The organism is Sedimentisphaera salicampi (assembly GCF_002117005.1).
Lineage (GTDB): Bacteria > Planctomycetota > Phycisphaerae > Sedimentisphaerales > Sedimentisphaeraceae > Sedimentisphaera > Sedimentisphaera salicampi.
Window position 1 is genome coordinate 12,306 of the sequence record NZ_CP021023.1, and the last position, 16,658, is coordinate 28,963.

The 16,658-nt window shown below is 47.2% G+C and carries 12 protein-coding genes; 5 read left to right on the forward strand and 7 right to left on the reverse strand.

Annotated features, from left to right (window positions below):
* Nucleotides 1-61 precede the first annotated feature (61 nt).
* The 5 genes from STSP1_RS00055 to pdxA form a co-directional block, all read right to left on the reverse strand.
* Nucleotides 62-709, reverse strand: coding sequence for a redox-sensing transcriptional repressor Rex (locus STSP1_RS00055; RefSeq protein ID WP_085754385.1), 648 nt, complete (start codon nt 707-709; stop codon nt 62-64).
* Between the two features lie 169 nt (nt 710-878).
* Nucleotides 879-1,637 (reverse strand): 5'/3'-nucleotidase SurE, encoded by a 759-nt coding sequence (gene surE / locus STSP1_RS00060; protein ID WP_085754386.1) that lies wholly within the window; start codon nt 1,635-1,637, stop codon nt 879-881.
* A gap of 171 nt (nt 1,638-1,808) precedes the next feature.
* Nucleotides 1,809-3,431 carry an arylsulfatase gene (locus STSP1_RS00065; protein ID WP_161491536.1) on the reverse strand — a complete coding sequence of 541 codons (1,623 nt, stop codon included), beginning with the start codon at nt 3,429-3,431 and terminating at the stop codon, nt 1,809-1,811.
* Between the two features lie 11 nt (nt 3,432-3,442).
* On the reverse strand, nt 3,443-4,333 hold the full coding sequence (rsmA, locus tag STSP1_RS00070) for a 16S rRNA (adenine(1518)-N(6)/adenine(1519)-N(6))-dimethyltransferase RsmA (protein ID WP_085754388.1): 891 nt from the start codon (nt 4,331-4,333) through the stop codon (nt 3,443-3,445).
* Between the two features lie 6 nt (nt 4,334-4,339).
* On the reverse strand, nt 4,340-5,353 hold the full coding sequence (gene pdxA / locus STSP1_RS00075) for a 4-hydroxythreonine-4-phosphate dehydrogenase PdxA (protein ID WP_085754389.1): 1,014 nt from the start codon (nt 5,351-5,353) through the stop codon (nt 4,340-4,342).
* A gap of 110 nt (nt 5,354-5,463) precedes the next feature.
* Between pdxA and xseA the strand changes: the two genes are divergently transcribed.
* Nucleotides 5,464-6,798 carry an exodeoxyribonuclease VII large subunit gene (gene xseA, locus STSP1_RS00080; RefSeq protein ID WP_085754390.1) on the forward strand — a complete coding sequence of 445 codons (1,335 nt, stop codon included), beginning with the start codon at nt 5,464-5,466 and terminating at the stop codon, nt 6,796-6,798.
* A 9-nt stretch (nt 6,799-6,807) separates the two neighbouring features.
* On the forward strand, nt 6,808-7,929 hold the full coding sequence (hemW, locus tag STSP1_RS00085; protein WP_085754391.1) for a radical SAM family heme chaperone HemW: 1,122 nt from the start codon (nt 6,808-6,810) through the stop codon (nt 7,927-7,929).
* Nucleotides 7,930-8,136: 207 nt separating this feature from the next.
* Here hemW and STSP1_RS00090 read toward each other — a convergent pair whose 3' ends face one another.
* Nucleotides 8,137-9,669 carry an SLC5 family protein gene (locus STSP1_RS00090; RefSeq protein ID WP_085754392.1) on the reverse strand — a complete coding sequence of 511 codons (1,533 nt, stop codon included), beginning with the start codon at nt 9,667-9,669 and terminating at the stop codon, nt 8,137-8,139.
* Nucleotides 9,670-9,704: 35 nt separating this feature from the next.
* Nucleotides 9,705-10,979: a uroporphyrinogen decarboxylase family protein gene (locus STSP1_RS00095; RefSeq protein WP_085754393.1), complete on the reverse strand. Its 1,275-nt coding sequence runs from the start codon at nt 10,977-10,979 to the stop codon at nt 9,705-9,707.
* A gap of 234 nt (nt 10,980-11,213) precedes the next feature.
* Between STSP1_RS00095 and STSP1_RS00100 the strand changes: the two genes are divergently transcribed.
* The 3 genes from STSP1_RS00100 (at nt 11,214) to STSP1_RS00110 (ending at nt 16,564) form a co-directional block, all read left to right on the forward strand.
* Nucleotides 11,214-12,749 carry a sulfatase-like hydrolase/transferase gene (locus STSP1_RS00100; protein WP_085754394.1) on the forward strand — a complete coding sequence of 512 codons (1,536 nt, stop codon included), beginning with the start codon at nt 11,214-11,216 and terminating at the stop codon, nt 12,747-12,749.
* Between the two features lie 337 nt (nt 12,750-13,086).
* Entirely contained in the window at nt 13,087-14,664 is a 1,578-nt protein-coding gene (locus STSP1_RS00105) for a sulfatase family protein (RefSeq protein ID WP_085754395.1), read from the forward strand.
* A gap of 10 nt (nt 14,665-14,674) precedes the next feature.
* Nucleotides 14,675-16,564: a LamG domain-containing protein gene (locus tag STSP1_RS00110; protein WP_161491537.1), complete on the forward strand. Its 1,890-nt coding sequence runs from the start codon at nt 14,675-14,677 to the stop codon at nt 16,562-16,564.
* Nucleotides 16,565-16,658 lie beyond the last annotated feature (94 nt).

A 16,658-nucleotide genomic window follows, 5' to 3' on the forward strand; every position in this document is an offset into this window, starting at 1 on the left:
TTCAAAAGATTCACTAATTACTTGTTTTAATACGCCAAAAAAACTGCGTTTAACCGCAGTTTCAAATATCATTATTATTTTGAGCCTTATTTTTCTCAGCTGCTATCACATAGTAGATGAGGTTTTCAAGCTCCATCTCGAGGTTGATATTGTTTATAACCACCTCGTCGCTGCTGCCCAAATTTATAGGGGCAAAGTTCAATACGCCCTTTATCCCAGCTCTCTTCATTACTTCAAAAACCTGCTGAGCCGCCACATCAGGCACCGAAATAACACCCAGCTTTATGCGGTTTTCTTGTATATATTCTTCAAGTTTCTCAAAGGGGTAAACAGGGATCTCTGCCTTCTCATTCACCTTTGAGCTGTCTATATCGAAAGCCGCATCTATCTTGATTGATTCCTTCTCAAAGCCCTTATAGCTCATTAAGGCCTTGCCTATATTCCCAAAGCCCACTATAATAACCTTGTGAACCTCGTGCTTGCCGAAGATTGTGTTCATCTGTTCGACCAAATCGTCTATGTTGTACCCGCCGCGCTTGTTGCCGGTGATGCCGAACAGTGAGAAATCTTTTCGAACCTGTGCAGAGGAGGTTCCTGTAGCATCTGCAAGATTGCTCGAAAATACTTTAACAAAACCGAGCGATTTCAGTCTTGTTAAAGCGTTTTTATAACGTGAAATCCTTACAATGCAGTTTTTGTTAGTTGCCATAAAGGCTTACTCCCGGAAATTTCTTTCCTCGAATAAATCAACACCTAATACTCTTTTATATGTTTATTAAAAACATTATAATGCAAAAGTCAAGCTTTTGTTGTTCAATTTTTCACAAAATAAAAAATTTTTATAACTTTTTTGCATAGTAATTGAGTTTCAGGGGGCTTCAGCTGGTGTATTCGCCGGCAGTGAACTTTGCTCTGAGCTGTTCAAGTTTTTCTCTGTCGGTCATAAAGTATTTTACGGGTGTGATTGTTGTATATCCGTTCATTATTGCTTCTCTGTCGGTTTCTTCTTCAGCAAGGGCGTCTTCTTCGCTCATAATCTGGTATGTTTTCTTGCCCTCTTCGTTTATGCCCTTGAAGTATTTCTCTTTATAAACCTGCTCCGCTTGAGGAACAAAAGCAATCTTCTTTTCGTTAAATTCTCTCAAGCAGGGCACGTTTATGTTGTAAACGTCTCCCGGCTGCATAATCTCTGCTATCATTTCGATTGCCCTGAAACCCTCCTCAGCAGCTTCTTCGATCGATTCCTGTCCGATACGTGCTGAAACTGCGATTGACGGTATTCCGTAAAAAGCACCTTCCACAGCAGCTGCAAGAGTGCCTGAATAGAGCATATCAACCCCAGCATTCGAGCCGATATTCATTCCCGATACTATGAGGTCGAACTGTCCGTCGAAAAGCTCCAGCACTGCAAGCTTAACGCAGTCTGCCGGCGTGCCTTCGACAGCCCAGCCGTTGAAAAGCCCGTCAACTGAAGCCTTCTCACATACTATCGGGCTCAATGTAAGGCTGTGGCTTGCGCCGGATTTACCGGTAAGAGGAGCTGCCACTTCAACATCCCCCAGTTTGGTTAATTGCCTGTATAAGCAGTGGAGAGATTCGCAGAAGATCCCGTCATCGTTTGTAAGTAGAATCCGCATATTGTTTACCCTTGTATTGCACTTAATTTTATTTCAAAGTTTAATCACTTTTCCCTTAATATCAAACCATCCGTTTTGTTCAAAACGGACACTTAAAACAGGCCATTTGGTATTGGAAGTCCTGTTCAGCTGTCGCATAAAAAAGGGCGGCTCAATTGCCGCCCTGAATTATCATCTAACGCTTTTCTTAATCTTTGGTCGCCAGCCGGAGTTGTCCAGCGGATAAACGCCGTTCTTCTTGGCCCAGGAGTCCCAGAGCTCTATCATTTTCTTTTTCAGCTTGGGGAATTTCTCCGAGAGGTCATTCAGCTCGCATGGGTCTTTTTCTATATCGTAAAGATACCACTGGCCTGCGTAGGGCTTTTTGTTTTGCCCGGGAGATACCAGCTTCCATTTCCCGTAACGTACAGCTCTGTTGGCCTCGTGTTCCCAGTAGAGCGGTCTGCGGGGCATACTTCCGCCTTTGAAAGCAGGCATAAGGCTTGTGCCATCCGGTTTGTTGATTGGATTGCCCTTGTGTTTGCTGGGATATACCGCTTCGCCAACGTCAAGGCAGGTGGGGAGTATATCGATTACATGCCCATATTCGTCTGTATATCCGCCTTTCCCGCTCACTTTCCCTGGCCAGCGAACAATAAGAGGCGTGCATATTCCGCCTTCGTACGTGTCCTTTTTGTATTTCCTGAACGGGGTGTCGCTGGCATTAGCCCAGTTTATCTTATAGCTTTCTTTGTCGCCGGGCTTGCCTATAGTTTCGATATTTCCTTTGCCTGCAGATTCAGCACAAGCGCCGTTATCAGAGAGGAACATAATGAGCGTGTTGTCCAGTTCGCCTTTTTCTTTAAGCTTATTAAGCACCATACCGAGATTGTAGTCCATGCATTCAATCTGGCCGGCATATGCCGCCATTCGCTTATCCCAAAGCTTTTTCTTATTATTCGGAATATCCTTCCAAGCAGGCACTCTCGGGTCTCTTGGAGAGAGCTTGTATGTCTCATCAAACAGTCCGATCTCTTTCTGCTTCTTGAAGCGTCTCTTGCGGAGCTCGTCCCATCCAATCATATACTTGCCCTGATACTTTTGGAGGTATTTATCAGGCACCTGAAGAGGACGGTGCGGTGCATAGAACGCAAGATACATAAACATCGGATCTGCGGCTTTCTCCTCAAAGTGATTGTCTATATAATCAACCGCTTCTTCTGCCACTCTGTCTGTGAGGTATTCACCGTCTTTGAGTTCGATTCTCTTGTTGTCTTTTGTCATTGTCGGTGTATTGTAGTAGCTGCCTCCGCCTGTGAGATGGCCGTAGAAATGATCAAAGCCGCGCTGGAGAGGCCATGAGGATTTATCCCCGTCTTTAGACATATTTTCATGGAAGGTTACATGCCATTTCCCGAGCATATAAGAAGTGTAGCCTGCCGGTTTGAGCCCTTCAGCTATTGTGATGCACTCATCGTTCAGCTCGCCCTGATAGGCATCTGTTCCCAGATCAGAGGCTGTCATCCAGCCCATGCCCACGCTGTGCTGGTATTGCCCTGTCAGAAGAGATGCCCGCGTCGGGCAGCATCTGGCAGTATTGTAAAATTTTCTGAAGCGAACGCCTTCCTCAGCGAGCCTGTCAATGTTAGGCGTTGATATCTCGCTTCCGTAGCAGCCGAGGTCTGAGTAGCCCATATCGTCAACTAAAACTACCAGAATGTTAGGCTTTTTTGTTTTTTTCAGTGTGTCCCCGTAGGCCGCTGAGCAGTATGCAAGCGGCAGGGCTTTTAGAAAATCTCTTCGGTTTAGAGTCATTAATGAACCTTTCATCGAGTTTGTAATAAATCGAATAATATATTGGAAAGCCCAACGTATTCAGATGGGCTGAGCTTTTCTCCTCTAAAGTTTGAATCAATCTCAGCCTTCCGGAAAATATCTTCCCAGTTTTCAACTTGCGATAATTGCCCGTCCGCAAGCCGGCAGCAGGCTCTGAGAGTTTTACGTCTGTGCCCCATAAACAGACTCACAGTTTCCTTTAAAAGATATATATCCTTAATGCGTGCAGTTTTTGACATATTTTTTTCAAATTTAACCATCACAGACTCCACCTTGGGCGGAGGCCAGAAAACCTGCGGAGGGAGAGTTTTCAGGATTTCGACCTCACCAAGAGCCTGAATTATAATGCTCAAAGGCCCGTAGATCTTGCTTCCGCACGGGGCTGTCATCCGCCGGCCAACCTCTTTCTGTATCGTTACATACATCTGGCCTGCAAACGGACGTCCTGTAACAGCGTTAATCATAACTGAAGATGCTATGTTGTAAGGCAGGTTTGCTGCGAGAATAAGCCTTCCATTAAGAGAGCTCTGGAGTTTTTCCGCTTCAGCAATCAAATCAAGGTTGAGCTGGTTCTTTGTTTGAAGGGCATCTGCACAGATTATCTTGACGTTTTCGTAATCTTTGAACCGCTCGCTGACGCACTTGCCAAGCATTTTATCGTATTCCACCGCCACAACTCCGCCTGCGGCCTCAGCCAAAGCTTCGGTGAGGCTTCCCGTTCCCGGACCAACCTCTATCACCGCATCAGATTTTGTGATTTGCGCCTGAGAAACCAGAAAGTTAATCAGGTTCGTATCAAAGAGAAAATTCTGGCCGAGTTTTTTGTCCGGCCTTGCCCCGCACTGGGCAAGTATGCTTTGAATCTGCTGCTTACTCTGCACGGTGAACTACTTTTCAGACTGGAATTTGCGTTTTCGGTCAACCATCATCGCAGCAACGCGGATCGCCATTTTCATGCTCGCCTCATCGGCTTTTCCCTTCCCTGCAATGTCGAATGCTGTTCCGTGGGCGGGTGAGGTTCTGATTACAGGCAGCCCTATAGTAACGTTTGTCGCATCGTTCATTGAGAGTGTCTTCACGGGTATAAGCCCCTGATCGTGGTACATTGCAAGAAATCCGTCGTATTTGTCTCTGCTTTCTTTGGTGAAAAGTGTGTCTCCCGGGCTCGGGCCGTCAGCATCAATCCCGTTTTCCCTGCTCGCCACAACAGCCGGCCTTATGATTCTGCTCTCTTCTTTCCCGAATCTCCCGCTTTCGCCGGCGTGCGGATTGAGCCCTGCAACTGCTATCCTCGGCCGCTCTATGCCGAAATATTTTACAAGCGTCTGATTGAGCAGTTCGAGCGTGTTTGTAATCTTCTTTATGCTCAGCCTGGCGGGCACTTCTGATAAAGCGCAGTGGATAGTTGCAAGAGCCACTTTCAGCTCGCTGGATACAAACATCATCGCCGAATCTTTGCAGCCGGTTTTATGGGTCAACAGCTCGGTATGCCCGGGCCATTTTGCGCCGGCCATTTTCCAGCTCTGTTTGTGTATCGGGGCGGTTACAAGGGCATCAAGCTTTTTCGCAAAAACATCAGAAATCGCATCACTGCAAAATAAAAGCGAGGCCCTTCCGGAATCTTCGTTAGGCTCGCGAATTCCTCCGCCAATAGAGAAGCCGTAATCAAAAACGGTAACCTGATTCTCCTTTTCCGGGAAATTACCCGGCGAGCAGACAGACCAGAACCTCTCTATACCCAGCTCGCGGGCAGCTTTGGTTAAATATTTATCACTGCCGTAAATATAGAATCTGCCCTGAAGCCTTATCACGGAATCGTAAAGCGCCTTTACAATTATCTCAGGGCCGATTCCGTTTAGATCGCCCATTGTTATGGCTATTCTTTTATTGGAGAACAGCATATCATTACCTGCATTAAACGAATAAAATTTTAATCTTACGCTTTATATCTGACAGTTCAACTCATTTCCTTTTCTTGTAAATGATTTTATCACAGCTATAATTTCTATATATGAAAAATCAATACACCGTTACTCAGATAAACAATATGATTAAGGTTGCGCTTGAATCAAGCCTTCCTGCGTATATGTCCGTTATTGGGGAGGTTAGCAACCTCAAGCGGCCTTCAAGCGGGCATATCTATTTCTCCCTCAAAGACAAAAACAGCCAGCTTCCCTGCATTATGTGGAAATCTAACGTTTCAAAGCTCGGTTTTGAACTTGAAAACGGGCTCTCTGTGATCTGTTCAGGACATATAGATGTCTATTCGCCTTACGGGAAATATCAGTTTATAAGCCAGCACATAAGCCCGGCAGGGGTTGGCAGTCTCCAGATCAAGTTCGAACAGCTTTGCAGAAAGCTCAAGGAAGAGGGGCTTTTTGAAGACTCTCGAAAAAAGGCGCTGCCGAAATACCCGTTCAATATTGCGGTTATCACAAGCTCCAGCGGAGCGGCAGTGAAGGATATTTCAGAGAGCATACATTCACGTTTCCCCTGCGCAAAGCTCTATCTCTATCCCGTACCGGTGCAGGGGAAGGGGGCTGAGAAGGAAATCGCCGCTGGCATTGCAAGGGTGAATGCTCTGCGGGAAAGATTTTCATTGGACCTGATTATCCTCGGCAGGGGAGGCGGGAGCCTCGAGGATTTATGGTGCTTTAACGAGGAGGCCGTGGCAAGGGCGATTGCGGCTTCTAATCTGCCTGTGATAAGCGCTGTCGGCCATGAAATTGACACAACAGTTAGCGATATGGCCGCAGATGCCGTGGCTTCAACGCCTACGAAAGCGGGCTTTATAGCCGTACCTGACAAATCAGAGCTCGAGGCAAAATTTGATGAGCTTGAAAACAGGCTCAAGCAGGACCTCCGAAAAAGGGCAGCTCTGGCCTCCCAGCAGCTTGAAACAATTCAGGCCTCGGCTGTATTCAAGAATCCAAGATATGCAATAAACTATAAATCACAGCAGCTCGATGAACTCACTGGGAAACTCAGGCAGGCCTTGTCTGAAACGCTTCTAAGCAGGAAATCCGAACTTTCGCAGCTCCAGAATCAGCTTGCCGGAAGCTCGCTCTACAGCCTCATGAAGACAGCCCAGAGCAGGATAGAGAAAAACCAGAGCCATCTGGAACGAGCCTTTACAGGCCGGCTGAACAGCTCTGTAAATGATCTCGATAAACTTGAAAGCAAGCTTACAGTCCTCAATCCCCGCTCTGTTCTGCAGCGAGGCTTCACTCTCACAAAAAATGCAGAAGATAACTTTATTGTAAAACAGCCAGATGATTTGAACAAAGGCCAGAGGCTAATCACCGAATTTGCGGACAGAAAAACCATAGAAAGTATAGTCGATTAGGGGTTTATAATGATTGAAACAGCGAGTCTCTACGTTCACATCCCGTTCTGTGATTACAAGTGCGGCTGCTGCGGGTTTTACTCAATTCCCGAAACGGATGAGAATGTACACCAAGACTACCTGAACGCTTTGCAAAACGAGCTTGACAGCTTTGATATTGATGAAGATTCGCTTGAAACAATTTACATCGGCGGCGGGAGCCCTTCAATTCTTTCCGATAAGAATCTCAGCGCTTTGCTGAGTATGTTTGCAGAGAAATTCTCGCCCATTGAGTTTACAGTTGAGATGAATCCCCGCCATCTCACCAGAGATAAACTTATTACAGCGGAGCTCTTCGCTGTGGACAGGCTTTCTGTGGGCGTGCAGAGCTTTTCAGAGAAATCGCTTGAGGTTTTGGGCAGGAAAGGCTCGCGAGCCGAAAATCTCAACGCCCTTGATGCAGCAGGCGAATCTGTAATAGAAAATCTCAATATTGATTTGATCTTCGGGCTTCCCTCTCAAACTCTCGAAGATTTTGCAAAAGATTTGGATATTGCTCTGAGCTTCGAGCCCAGCCATATTTCCGCATACAGCCTGTCTGTAGAGCAGGGCACACCCCTCGCTGAAGCAGTGAAGAATGGCAAGCTGAAACTTCCCGACCAGCAGCTCGATAGAAAAATGTACGAGCATTTGATTCACCGGCTCGAAGAAGCAGGGTTATATCAGTACGAGATCTCAAATTTTTCCCTGCCTGATTTTGAATGCCTGCACAACTGGAACTACTGGCGTTCAGAGCAGTATCTGGGCTTAGGGGCATCCGCCGGAAGCTTCTGTGAGGGCAAAAGATTCAGCAATCCAGCTGATGTTGAAGGGTATATTGCTGCCGGTGGGAATCCGGAAAGAGAGTGCCAAGTGCTGACAGAGAAAGAATATGCATGGCAGACAGCAGTTCTGATGCTCAGAACAAACAGGGGAATTCTTAGCCCCGAATTCAGCGATAAGACAGGTTTCGATTTCGAAAAACTATTCTCTTCTGAGATTGAAAAAAACATCAACGAAGGTTTACTTGAAAAAACACTCTCAGGCTTCCGCCTCACTCCGGAAGGATTTTCTGTGGCAGATACTGTAAGCAGAGATTTTGTTTTGGATTAGCTTGCTTGAATAAACATCTTAAAAAATAAAAGTCAGGCCGTGAGGCCTGACTTAACGGTAAATATGGTTAGAATTAGAGGGGTTATGTTTTTAGTCTGTTTTTCCGGCGTAAATCATCCGGAGGTTTCATTTTTCAGCTTTCTACTTTAACGTTTATTGCTGTTTATGTCAATCCATACTTTTAAGCTTTTTGCAGAATTTATCTTTTTACCTGAAAATCACGATAAAAGCAATCACAGCAGCTATTACAAGAATTCCGTAAATCTTAACATCAGTTTTGGTTTCGAGGTCTATATCCTCCCGCACAGGCAGCTTTCTCGGCGTTTCAAGCGGCCTGAGGAATGTCATAAGCCCCATAATACAGATAACCAGATTGAAGCTTATCGCCACATCCACCAAGAAGTGCTGAGTTTTCGCAAACATCTGGAAAATTGCGTAGAAAATCGGGCCTGAAACAAGAGCCACAACACCTGAAGCAGCCGGTGCCTGCGGGACGAGCATACCGAAAAGGAACGCCGCAACTACGCCAGGCCAGATATAACCCTGAAATTGCTGTATATACTGGAAAACCCCGCCGAACTTTGGATTATCGAGCATCGGGGCAAGCAAACAGCCTACTATCACGAAAATCATAGTCATAGAGCGGCCGAGAAGCAGAAGCCCTTTCTGACCGGCTTTACCGCCGAACATCCTTTTATAAACATCCATTGTGAAGATTGTCGAAGCGGAGTTCAGCATAGAGCCAAGAGAACTTATCACAGCTCCGGATATCGCCGCAAACATAAATCCTCTCAGCCCCGCAGGAACGAGATTGCGGATCAGTATTGGGAAGGCCTCGTCAGGCGTGCTCATCTGATCGCCGTAGAGCTGGTTAGACATAATTCCGGGAATTACAATAGCAAAAGGAACAATCAGCCATAAAGCACCTGCAAATATCACGCCGAGCTGCCCGTCCCGCAGGGTCTTAGCAGCGAGATTTCTCTGCACGATAAACTGATTGAGCCCCGTATAGTAAATAAGAACAATCCACATACCAGAGGCAAGCCCTGTCCAAGGCAGTTTCTCGTGGCTTTCGGGGAGAATCATATGAAGCTTGTCTTCGTTTACCTCTGTAAACTGTTCCCAGCCCCCGCAGGCATGCAGACCTAAGAAGAAAATAACCAGCCCGCCTACAATCAGAGCTCCGCCCTGAAACAAATCTGCCCATGCTACAGCCTTGAGGCCGCCCCAGACCGTGTAGCCCGCAGCGAGAAGGCCGATAAGCCATACGCCGTATTCGAGCTTGAGCCCGAATATCGTACGCAGCGTTATACCGCCGGAGTAAAGCACTGCCGTTAGCAGAACCGCCACATAAACCACTACTGTAAGAAGCGCCATTATACCTCTTGCTGCGGAGTTGTAGCGGTATTCGAGGTATTCAGGCATAGTGTAAATGCCGGCCTTGAGAAATCGAGGTATCAGAGTGAACGCTATCACTACAATACCAATACTTCCAAGGAGCTGCCAGTTCGAAACAGCCAGGCCCACGTCTCCGGCGCCTTGGCCTGCCATTCCCACAAACTGCTCGGTAGAGATGTTGGCTGCCACGATCGACACACCAATCAGCCACCATTTCAGCCCTCTGCCTGCGAGGAAATAATCCTCGCTGCTTGTCTCTTTTCGGCTCTTGAAAAGGCTTACGCCTATAACAACAGCAAAGAATCCTACGAATACGAGTACATCAAATAAGCTTAGTTCCATTTCAACACCTAAAAACTGTTAATTACCAAATTTTATTATATTGTTTTAAGTCCGCGTGCATCATCAACCGCTTTGATCATAGAGATCAAATTCTCCAGAGGCACGTTGCTCTGGATGTTGTGTATGCTGTTGAATACGTAGCCTCCGCCCTCATTGAATATATCAATCCTCTCTCGCACTTCTTTGTACACCTCTTCAGGGGTGCCGAAGGGCAGTGTTTTCTGTGTGTCAACTCCTCCGCCCCAGAATACAAGCTGCTCGCCGAATTCGTCTTTGAGCATCTGAGGATCCATATTCTCAGCAGAGCACTGAACAGGATTGAGCACGTCAAAGCCCGCGTCGATCATATCGGGAATCAGCGGGGCGATAGAACCGCAGCAGTGCATAAACACTTTCCAGTTGGTGAGCTTGTGGATTTTGTCGTTTATTGCCTTCTGGAAAGGCTTATACATCTCTCTGTAGGTTTCCGGAGATATAAACGGGCCCCGCTGGGCGCCGAAATCTGTTCCGGTTACAAACACAACCTGCGGCATATCTCCCAGCGTATCAGCCAAAAGCTCGATATTCTCAAGAGCAATCTCACACTGCTTCTCGAAAACCTTCATAATATAATCCTTGCGGATAGCTGTGGATATATACCACTCCTCGACGCCACGTATCCCCTTGGGATCTTTCAGGAAAGGTCCTGGCACAAGCGCTATATCACCGAAAGCCATTGCCGGCAGGGTTACATAAATCCCGAATTCTGTGTTATTGTAGTACCAGCTTACCTGCTGCTTGAAATAATTCAGCTCTTTTTCACTGAGCAGCCCGAATTCCTCGCAGTTGTCCAGGTAGTTCAGCTTATCTTCCTCGACTGGCTTCTGCCGGTCTATAGAATCGAAGAAATAGCTCGTTGAAGGCATAACTGCCGAAGGCGGGACGGATGTATCTCCTTCGGGATACATATACACATCGCCGTTTTCGTTAACTGTGTAGTTAAAACCCTCAGGCACAAGGCACTCTGTTCCGTCAACAGGCATCTTGAATTTCTTGAACTTGCCCGTTTCAAGCCCAAACATATCATACAGCGGATAAATCCCTGCAACATCAAGCTGAAGCTTTCTTTTGAGATCATCGTCAACCTCGCCGAGCATCTGGAATGTCTCACAGATCTTGCAGGTATAGTCTTCATCACCTGTTACCGCTTTTCTAAGCTTGTCCAGAGCACATATACCTATACCAGTCTGACCGCCAGCGCCGATATCAACGCAGAGCCTGTCCGGCTGTTTGTGCTCTAATACTGTTTGAAGTCTTTCTCTTGAATTCATTTTTTAATCCTGTCCTTAAGTTGAGCAATATTTTATAAATTACTAAAAGCGTTATTAGAACAAAAAATAAAAAATATTTAACTCAATATTGTATAATAATTCCGCAAATTTGTGCAAAAATTCATATTTCGGCCATTAATTTTACCTCTATTTGAAATTTTCTGGTAAATTATTACTGCTTGAATACATAATAAAATAGAAACAGTCTCATTATTTTTTAACTCGGAGAAGTAAATGAATTATTCAAGAAGGAATTTTCTTAAGGCTGCAGGAGTGATGTCTGCGGGGTTTGCTCTGGGCGGAAATGTACTTGCTGAAGAGCAAAGAAAGCCGAATGTTGTAATTATCTACACAGACGACCTCGGTTACGGCGATGTGAGCTGCTACGGAGCAACTGAAATCGAAACGCCGAATATCGACAGGCTCGCCAAACAGGGCATTCGATTTACAAACACGCACACTGCCTCTGCCACCTGCACCCCATCAAGATACGCCCTCCTCACAGGAGAATACCCTTGGAGAAGGGAAGATACAGGGATTGCAGCTGGTGATGCGAATATGATTATTGAAGCCGGCAGACATACATGGCCGGAATCTATGCGTAATGCGGGCTACAAAACAGCAGTTGTGGGCAAATGGCACTTAGGCTTAGGCGATTCAAAGATAGACTGGAACCAGAAGATTGCCCCTGGTCCGTTAGAGGTAGGCTTTGACTACAGCTTCATTATACCCGCCACCGGAGACAGGGTTCCCTGCGTTTATGTGGAAAATCACGAAGTGGCAAACCTTGATGAAGACGACCCGCTCTATGTGAGCTTTAAAAAGCCGTTTGAAGGCCTTCCTACGGGCAAAAAGAATCCCGAACTGCTGGATATGAAGCATTCCCACGGCCATAACAATGCAATTATCAACGGTGTTGGCCGTATTGGGTATATGAAGGGCGGTGCGAGCGCCGTCTGGAACGACAGGACTATGGCTGCTAAGCTGGTTGACAAGGCGTGCAATTTTATGCACAGAAACAGGAAAAAACCATTCTTCCTTTATTTCTGTACGCACGATGTTCACGTTCCAAGGCTTCCAAACGAGAAGTTCCGCGGGAAAAGCGGAATGGGGCCGAGGGGTGATGCCATTCTTCAGTTAGACTGGACTGTAGGGATGCTGCTCGACGAGCTTGAGGAAATGGGGCTTAAAGACGATACGATTGTGATGTTCTCCAGTGATAACGGGCCGGTGCTCGACGACGGCTATCACGATCAGGCAGAGGAAAAACTCGGAGACCATGAGCCATGGGGGCCATACAGCGGAGCAAAATACAGCAGATATCAGGCCGGTACGCTCGTTCCGTTCATAGTGAGATGGCCGGGCAAGGCTCCTGCGGGCAAAACATCCGATGCGCTGATCAGCCAGACAGACCTGTTTGCCTCATTCGCTGCGATGAATAATCAGAAAATGCCAAAGACTGCTCCGGACAGCATGAATGTTCTGCCCGCTCTTCTCGGAAAAACGGAAAGGGCCAGGAAATATCTCGCTGTTGATTCGATTGGCGGGCTGGCAGTTGTCGGCGGACGCTGGAAGTTTATGCCGGCAAATAAAAAGCCTAAAACCGCTTGGCAGACGGGAATCGATACCGGTGCAAGGAGAAAACCCCAGCTATACGACCTGAAAAAAGATATGGCAGAGAAAAACAATCTTGCTGATAAGATGCCGGATAAAACAAAAGAGCTTTCTGCCAAACTTGAAGAGATATTAAACGGCGCTGCCCCTGAATAGGGAGGGCGTTCATAGGCAACGAACCTGATATTATCCGCAGATTTAATGTTAATTTTTGCCGCTAAGCCCATGATGAAAGGCTCAAGGGATTCGATGGATATTATTTGAAGGCTTTGCCAAATCAGGGCGAACCTATGTGTTCGCCCATCTTTTATTTCCCTTGCGGCTGTACTTGAGTGTCTTTTTTTGGCTGTGTTCACTCCTTGGTGAATTTTTCTATCACAAAGCCCGAGGAGATAGTCCTGCCGCATCATTTTGGGGCGAAATGTTTGGGCTTGTATTGCATTTTGAATTGCTGTAAAATGCAGAAAGAAATAATTACTAAGGGGCTTTCAATATGAATCTCTCGAGGCGAAAATTTCTTAAAAACGCTTCTATGTTAAGCGCAGGCGCTTTTATACGGCCTTCTTCGGCCGGCTCATCAAACAGCAGGCCGAATATAATATGGCTTATATGCGAAGATATGTCGCCGGATCTCGCCTGCTTCGGCGATCCGATCGTGCACACCCCAAACATTGATGCCCTCGCCCAGCAGGGCAGGCGGTACGACAGAGCTTACTGTACGGCTCCGGTCTGCTCGGCAAACCGCAGCGGATTGTTCACCAGTATGTATCAGACAACCCTCGATGCCCAGGACCACCGAAGCCACAGAGATGACGGATATGCCCTGCCTTCCCCAGCTCGAGTTATAACAAACTACTTTCGCGATGCCGGCTACTACACAAGTTGCGGACGCTGGGACAACACCTCCAATTGGGGCAAAGGCGACTGGAACTGGCAGAGCCCCGGACTGCATGAAAGCTTCGACGGCACGGATTGGTCCGGAAGGGCGGAAGGCCAGCCGTTCTTTGCTCAGGTGAGCTTCTCGCTTACCCATAGGTCTGCCGGCCTTGTTCAGGACTCGGACAATCCCGTTTCGCCTTCTGAGATTGAGCTTCCTCCCTCAAATCCCGAACACCTGCTAACCAGAAAAGACTGGGCCAACTACCTTGAGAAAGTGCAGGCATTGGATTCTCAGGTGGGCTCGGTGCTCTCAAGAATCGAATCAGAGGGGCTTTCGGATAATACGATAGTCTTTTTCTTCTCAGACCACGGCCGACCGCAGATATGGGATAAGCAGTGGCTCTATGAAGGCGGCCTTAGGATTCCGCTCATTATTCGCTGGCCGGGAGAGATTCCCGCAGGCAGCGTTAGCGGTGATCTTATCAGCACGCTCGATTTCGCACCAACTGCGATGAAATGGGCGGGTCTGGATATCCCGGATCATTTCCACGGCATCCCGTTCTCCTCAGAGGGCAGAAGGCTTGTTTTCGATTCTGCAAATCTCTCCCTCGGCCTCACCGGCCAAACCTCCGGCAGGAACTATGCCTTTGCAGCGAGGGACAAATGCGGGGCAAGCTTCGATCGGATAAGAGCAGTTATCACGAAAAGATACAAGTATATTCGCAATTTTTATCCTGAAAGGCCGTACACGAACAACCCGGGCGAGCCTATGTTCAACAGGTACATTGCAAACGAGTATCCAGTTAATGCGGTTCAGTTTGCAAAGTATTATCAAGGTTCACTTGAGCCTGCCCAGCTTAAATTTATGGAAACGGTAGGCGGTGCAAGCCGGCCGGCAGAAGAGCTCTACGACCTTCAGGCAGACCCTTGGGAGCTGAATAATTTAGCCCAGTCTCCAAACCACCAGCCCATAAGAGAGCATCTATCCCGCAGGTTAGACCGCTGGATTGTCGAAACGGGGGATATGGGTGAATATCCGCCGGACGACCTGAATGTTGGTCTTAACTGGGGAACAAATAATTTCTACAGCACCCTTGAAAGCAGAGGAATTGATACAACGCCTTTCAAACAGGGAAATTTCCAGAAAGGCTGGGAAAATTATCTTGCCTACTGGGAAAATGTTTTGCTTTAAGGAGGCAGATGTGAGATTTTTAATCAGTATATTTGTTCTTTTCGCTGCCGCAGGATTGAACGCAGATATATCAGACGGACTTTCCGGTGCGTGGATGTTTGAAAATTTCGCCTCGGGGGAAGTCAGAGATTATTCGGGGAATAATGCCGCCGGAATAACAAAAGGAAACCCCGAAGATTGTGGGGGTTACATATCGGGCGGGATCGAGCTGGATGGATTCGATGATTATATCAATGCGCCCTCGTTCAGTATGAACACTCAGAACGCAACCTTTTGCGCATGGATAAAAACTCACTCAATCCCAAACTGGTGGGTTTCAATAATCAACACTCACAAGGCCTCAGGCAAGTGCGGCCTTGCTTTCTACAAAAAACAAAACCAGCTTGCATATTACTGGAACGACAGCAAATACAGCTTCGACAGCGGCCTTGAGATTCCGCTTAATCAGTGGGTTTTTACTGCCGTTGTTATCGCGCCGCAAAGTGCCGTGCTGTATGTTAAGCCTCAGGGAGGCCAGCTCGCCAAGGCGGTTAATCTCGATTCGCATTCTTTCTGCACTCTCTCGGGAGTTATGATAGGCAGGGATTCTGCCCCGGGCTGGGGTGATGGCGAAAGACGCTTCGACGGCTGTATAGATGAGGTGAGGATTTATTCAAGGAGCCTTCCAGAGAGCGAAATAATCCAGCTTTCTGATATGAGCCGCTGCTGGAACTACCCGCCTCTGGTTTATGCGAGTGATTCCCAGATTGCATACCTCGGTGAGTCCAAGCCCTTTGCTTGCAGTTTTGAAGACGATGGAAGACCGTTTATAGGGGGCTGCGGGGATTTAACGCAGGGTACTTCCTTCCAGAAGAGCTTCCTTTGGAGCAAACTCTCCGGCCCGGGCAGCGTTAGCTTCACTGCCCCATCTCAGCAAAGTACTGAAGCAGTTTTCTCTGAGACTGGCAACTATCAGATCCAGATAGAGGTTTCTGATGGCCCTTCGGGAGTGCCTGCGGATATTTACGGGAAAACTGGCTCTGAGGTTATTGATGTAGATGTAGTCAGTGAAAGCGAGAAGAAGCTTGCAGCGGATTACAGATTTCAGCAGCAGCCTGATGAGGCTGCCGTGGATTCAGCGGGATTAAATGACTGGGCAGCAAGGCTTGAATTCGGCAGTTCTTTCCAAACTCACTGCAACGCTCCGGAAAACGGGAAGGGTGTCGGCTTTATGCCGGGCGAGGATTCAGTTTTTGAAATCCAGCCCCAGCCTGCAGGTGCGAGCGAGATATCGGGAATCAAAGAGGCAACAGTATGTGTATGGATTATGCCCCTTACAGTCTCGGAAGGAAATGGGAAGGTTTGTTTCAGTGCGAAAAGCTCTTCCGGAAACACCTTTACCCTTCAGGGCAGCACGCCGCTAAGCTATTCGCAATGGCATCATATTGCTGCTGTGTATGATGCGGTTCAAGGGCAGATGCGCATTTATGTCAACGGCAGCCTTGATGCCTCCGCTGAAATCCCGCCGGCAGCCCTCAGCAGTGAGTGGTATGAGCCTTTAATCGGTTCTGGAGGCTCGGGGAAGAGGGAAAATTTCGTCGGCTGCATCGATAAGCTCCAGATTTTTAATTATGCACTGTCTGGTCAGGAAATTGTTTCGCAGATCGAGTGCAGCGAGTTTGTCTTTGCTGGCTTAAACGGCGAGGCAGATATCTCAGGCAGATTTAATCTGCCCGACTGCAGGGTAAATCTCTTTGATTATGCGATGTTTTCTGAAAACTGGCTTACTGAATCCCTTTCCCCGGCTGATTTTAATGAGGATTCTCACACCGACATTGCGGATTTGGCCGTTTTAGCAGAGAACTGGCTGTTTTGCAAAGACCCTCAGGATACAAACTGCCTTCAACATTTTGGCTTTTGAATTTTACTCACTCGAATTGTTGATTTATCAAATCATATCTTTACAATTATACAGGTTTTTTTGCGCAGTGTGCGCAGTCTTGTTTTTTTATTAA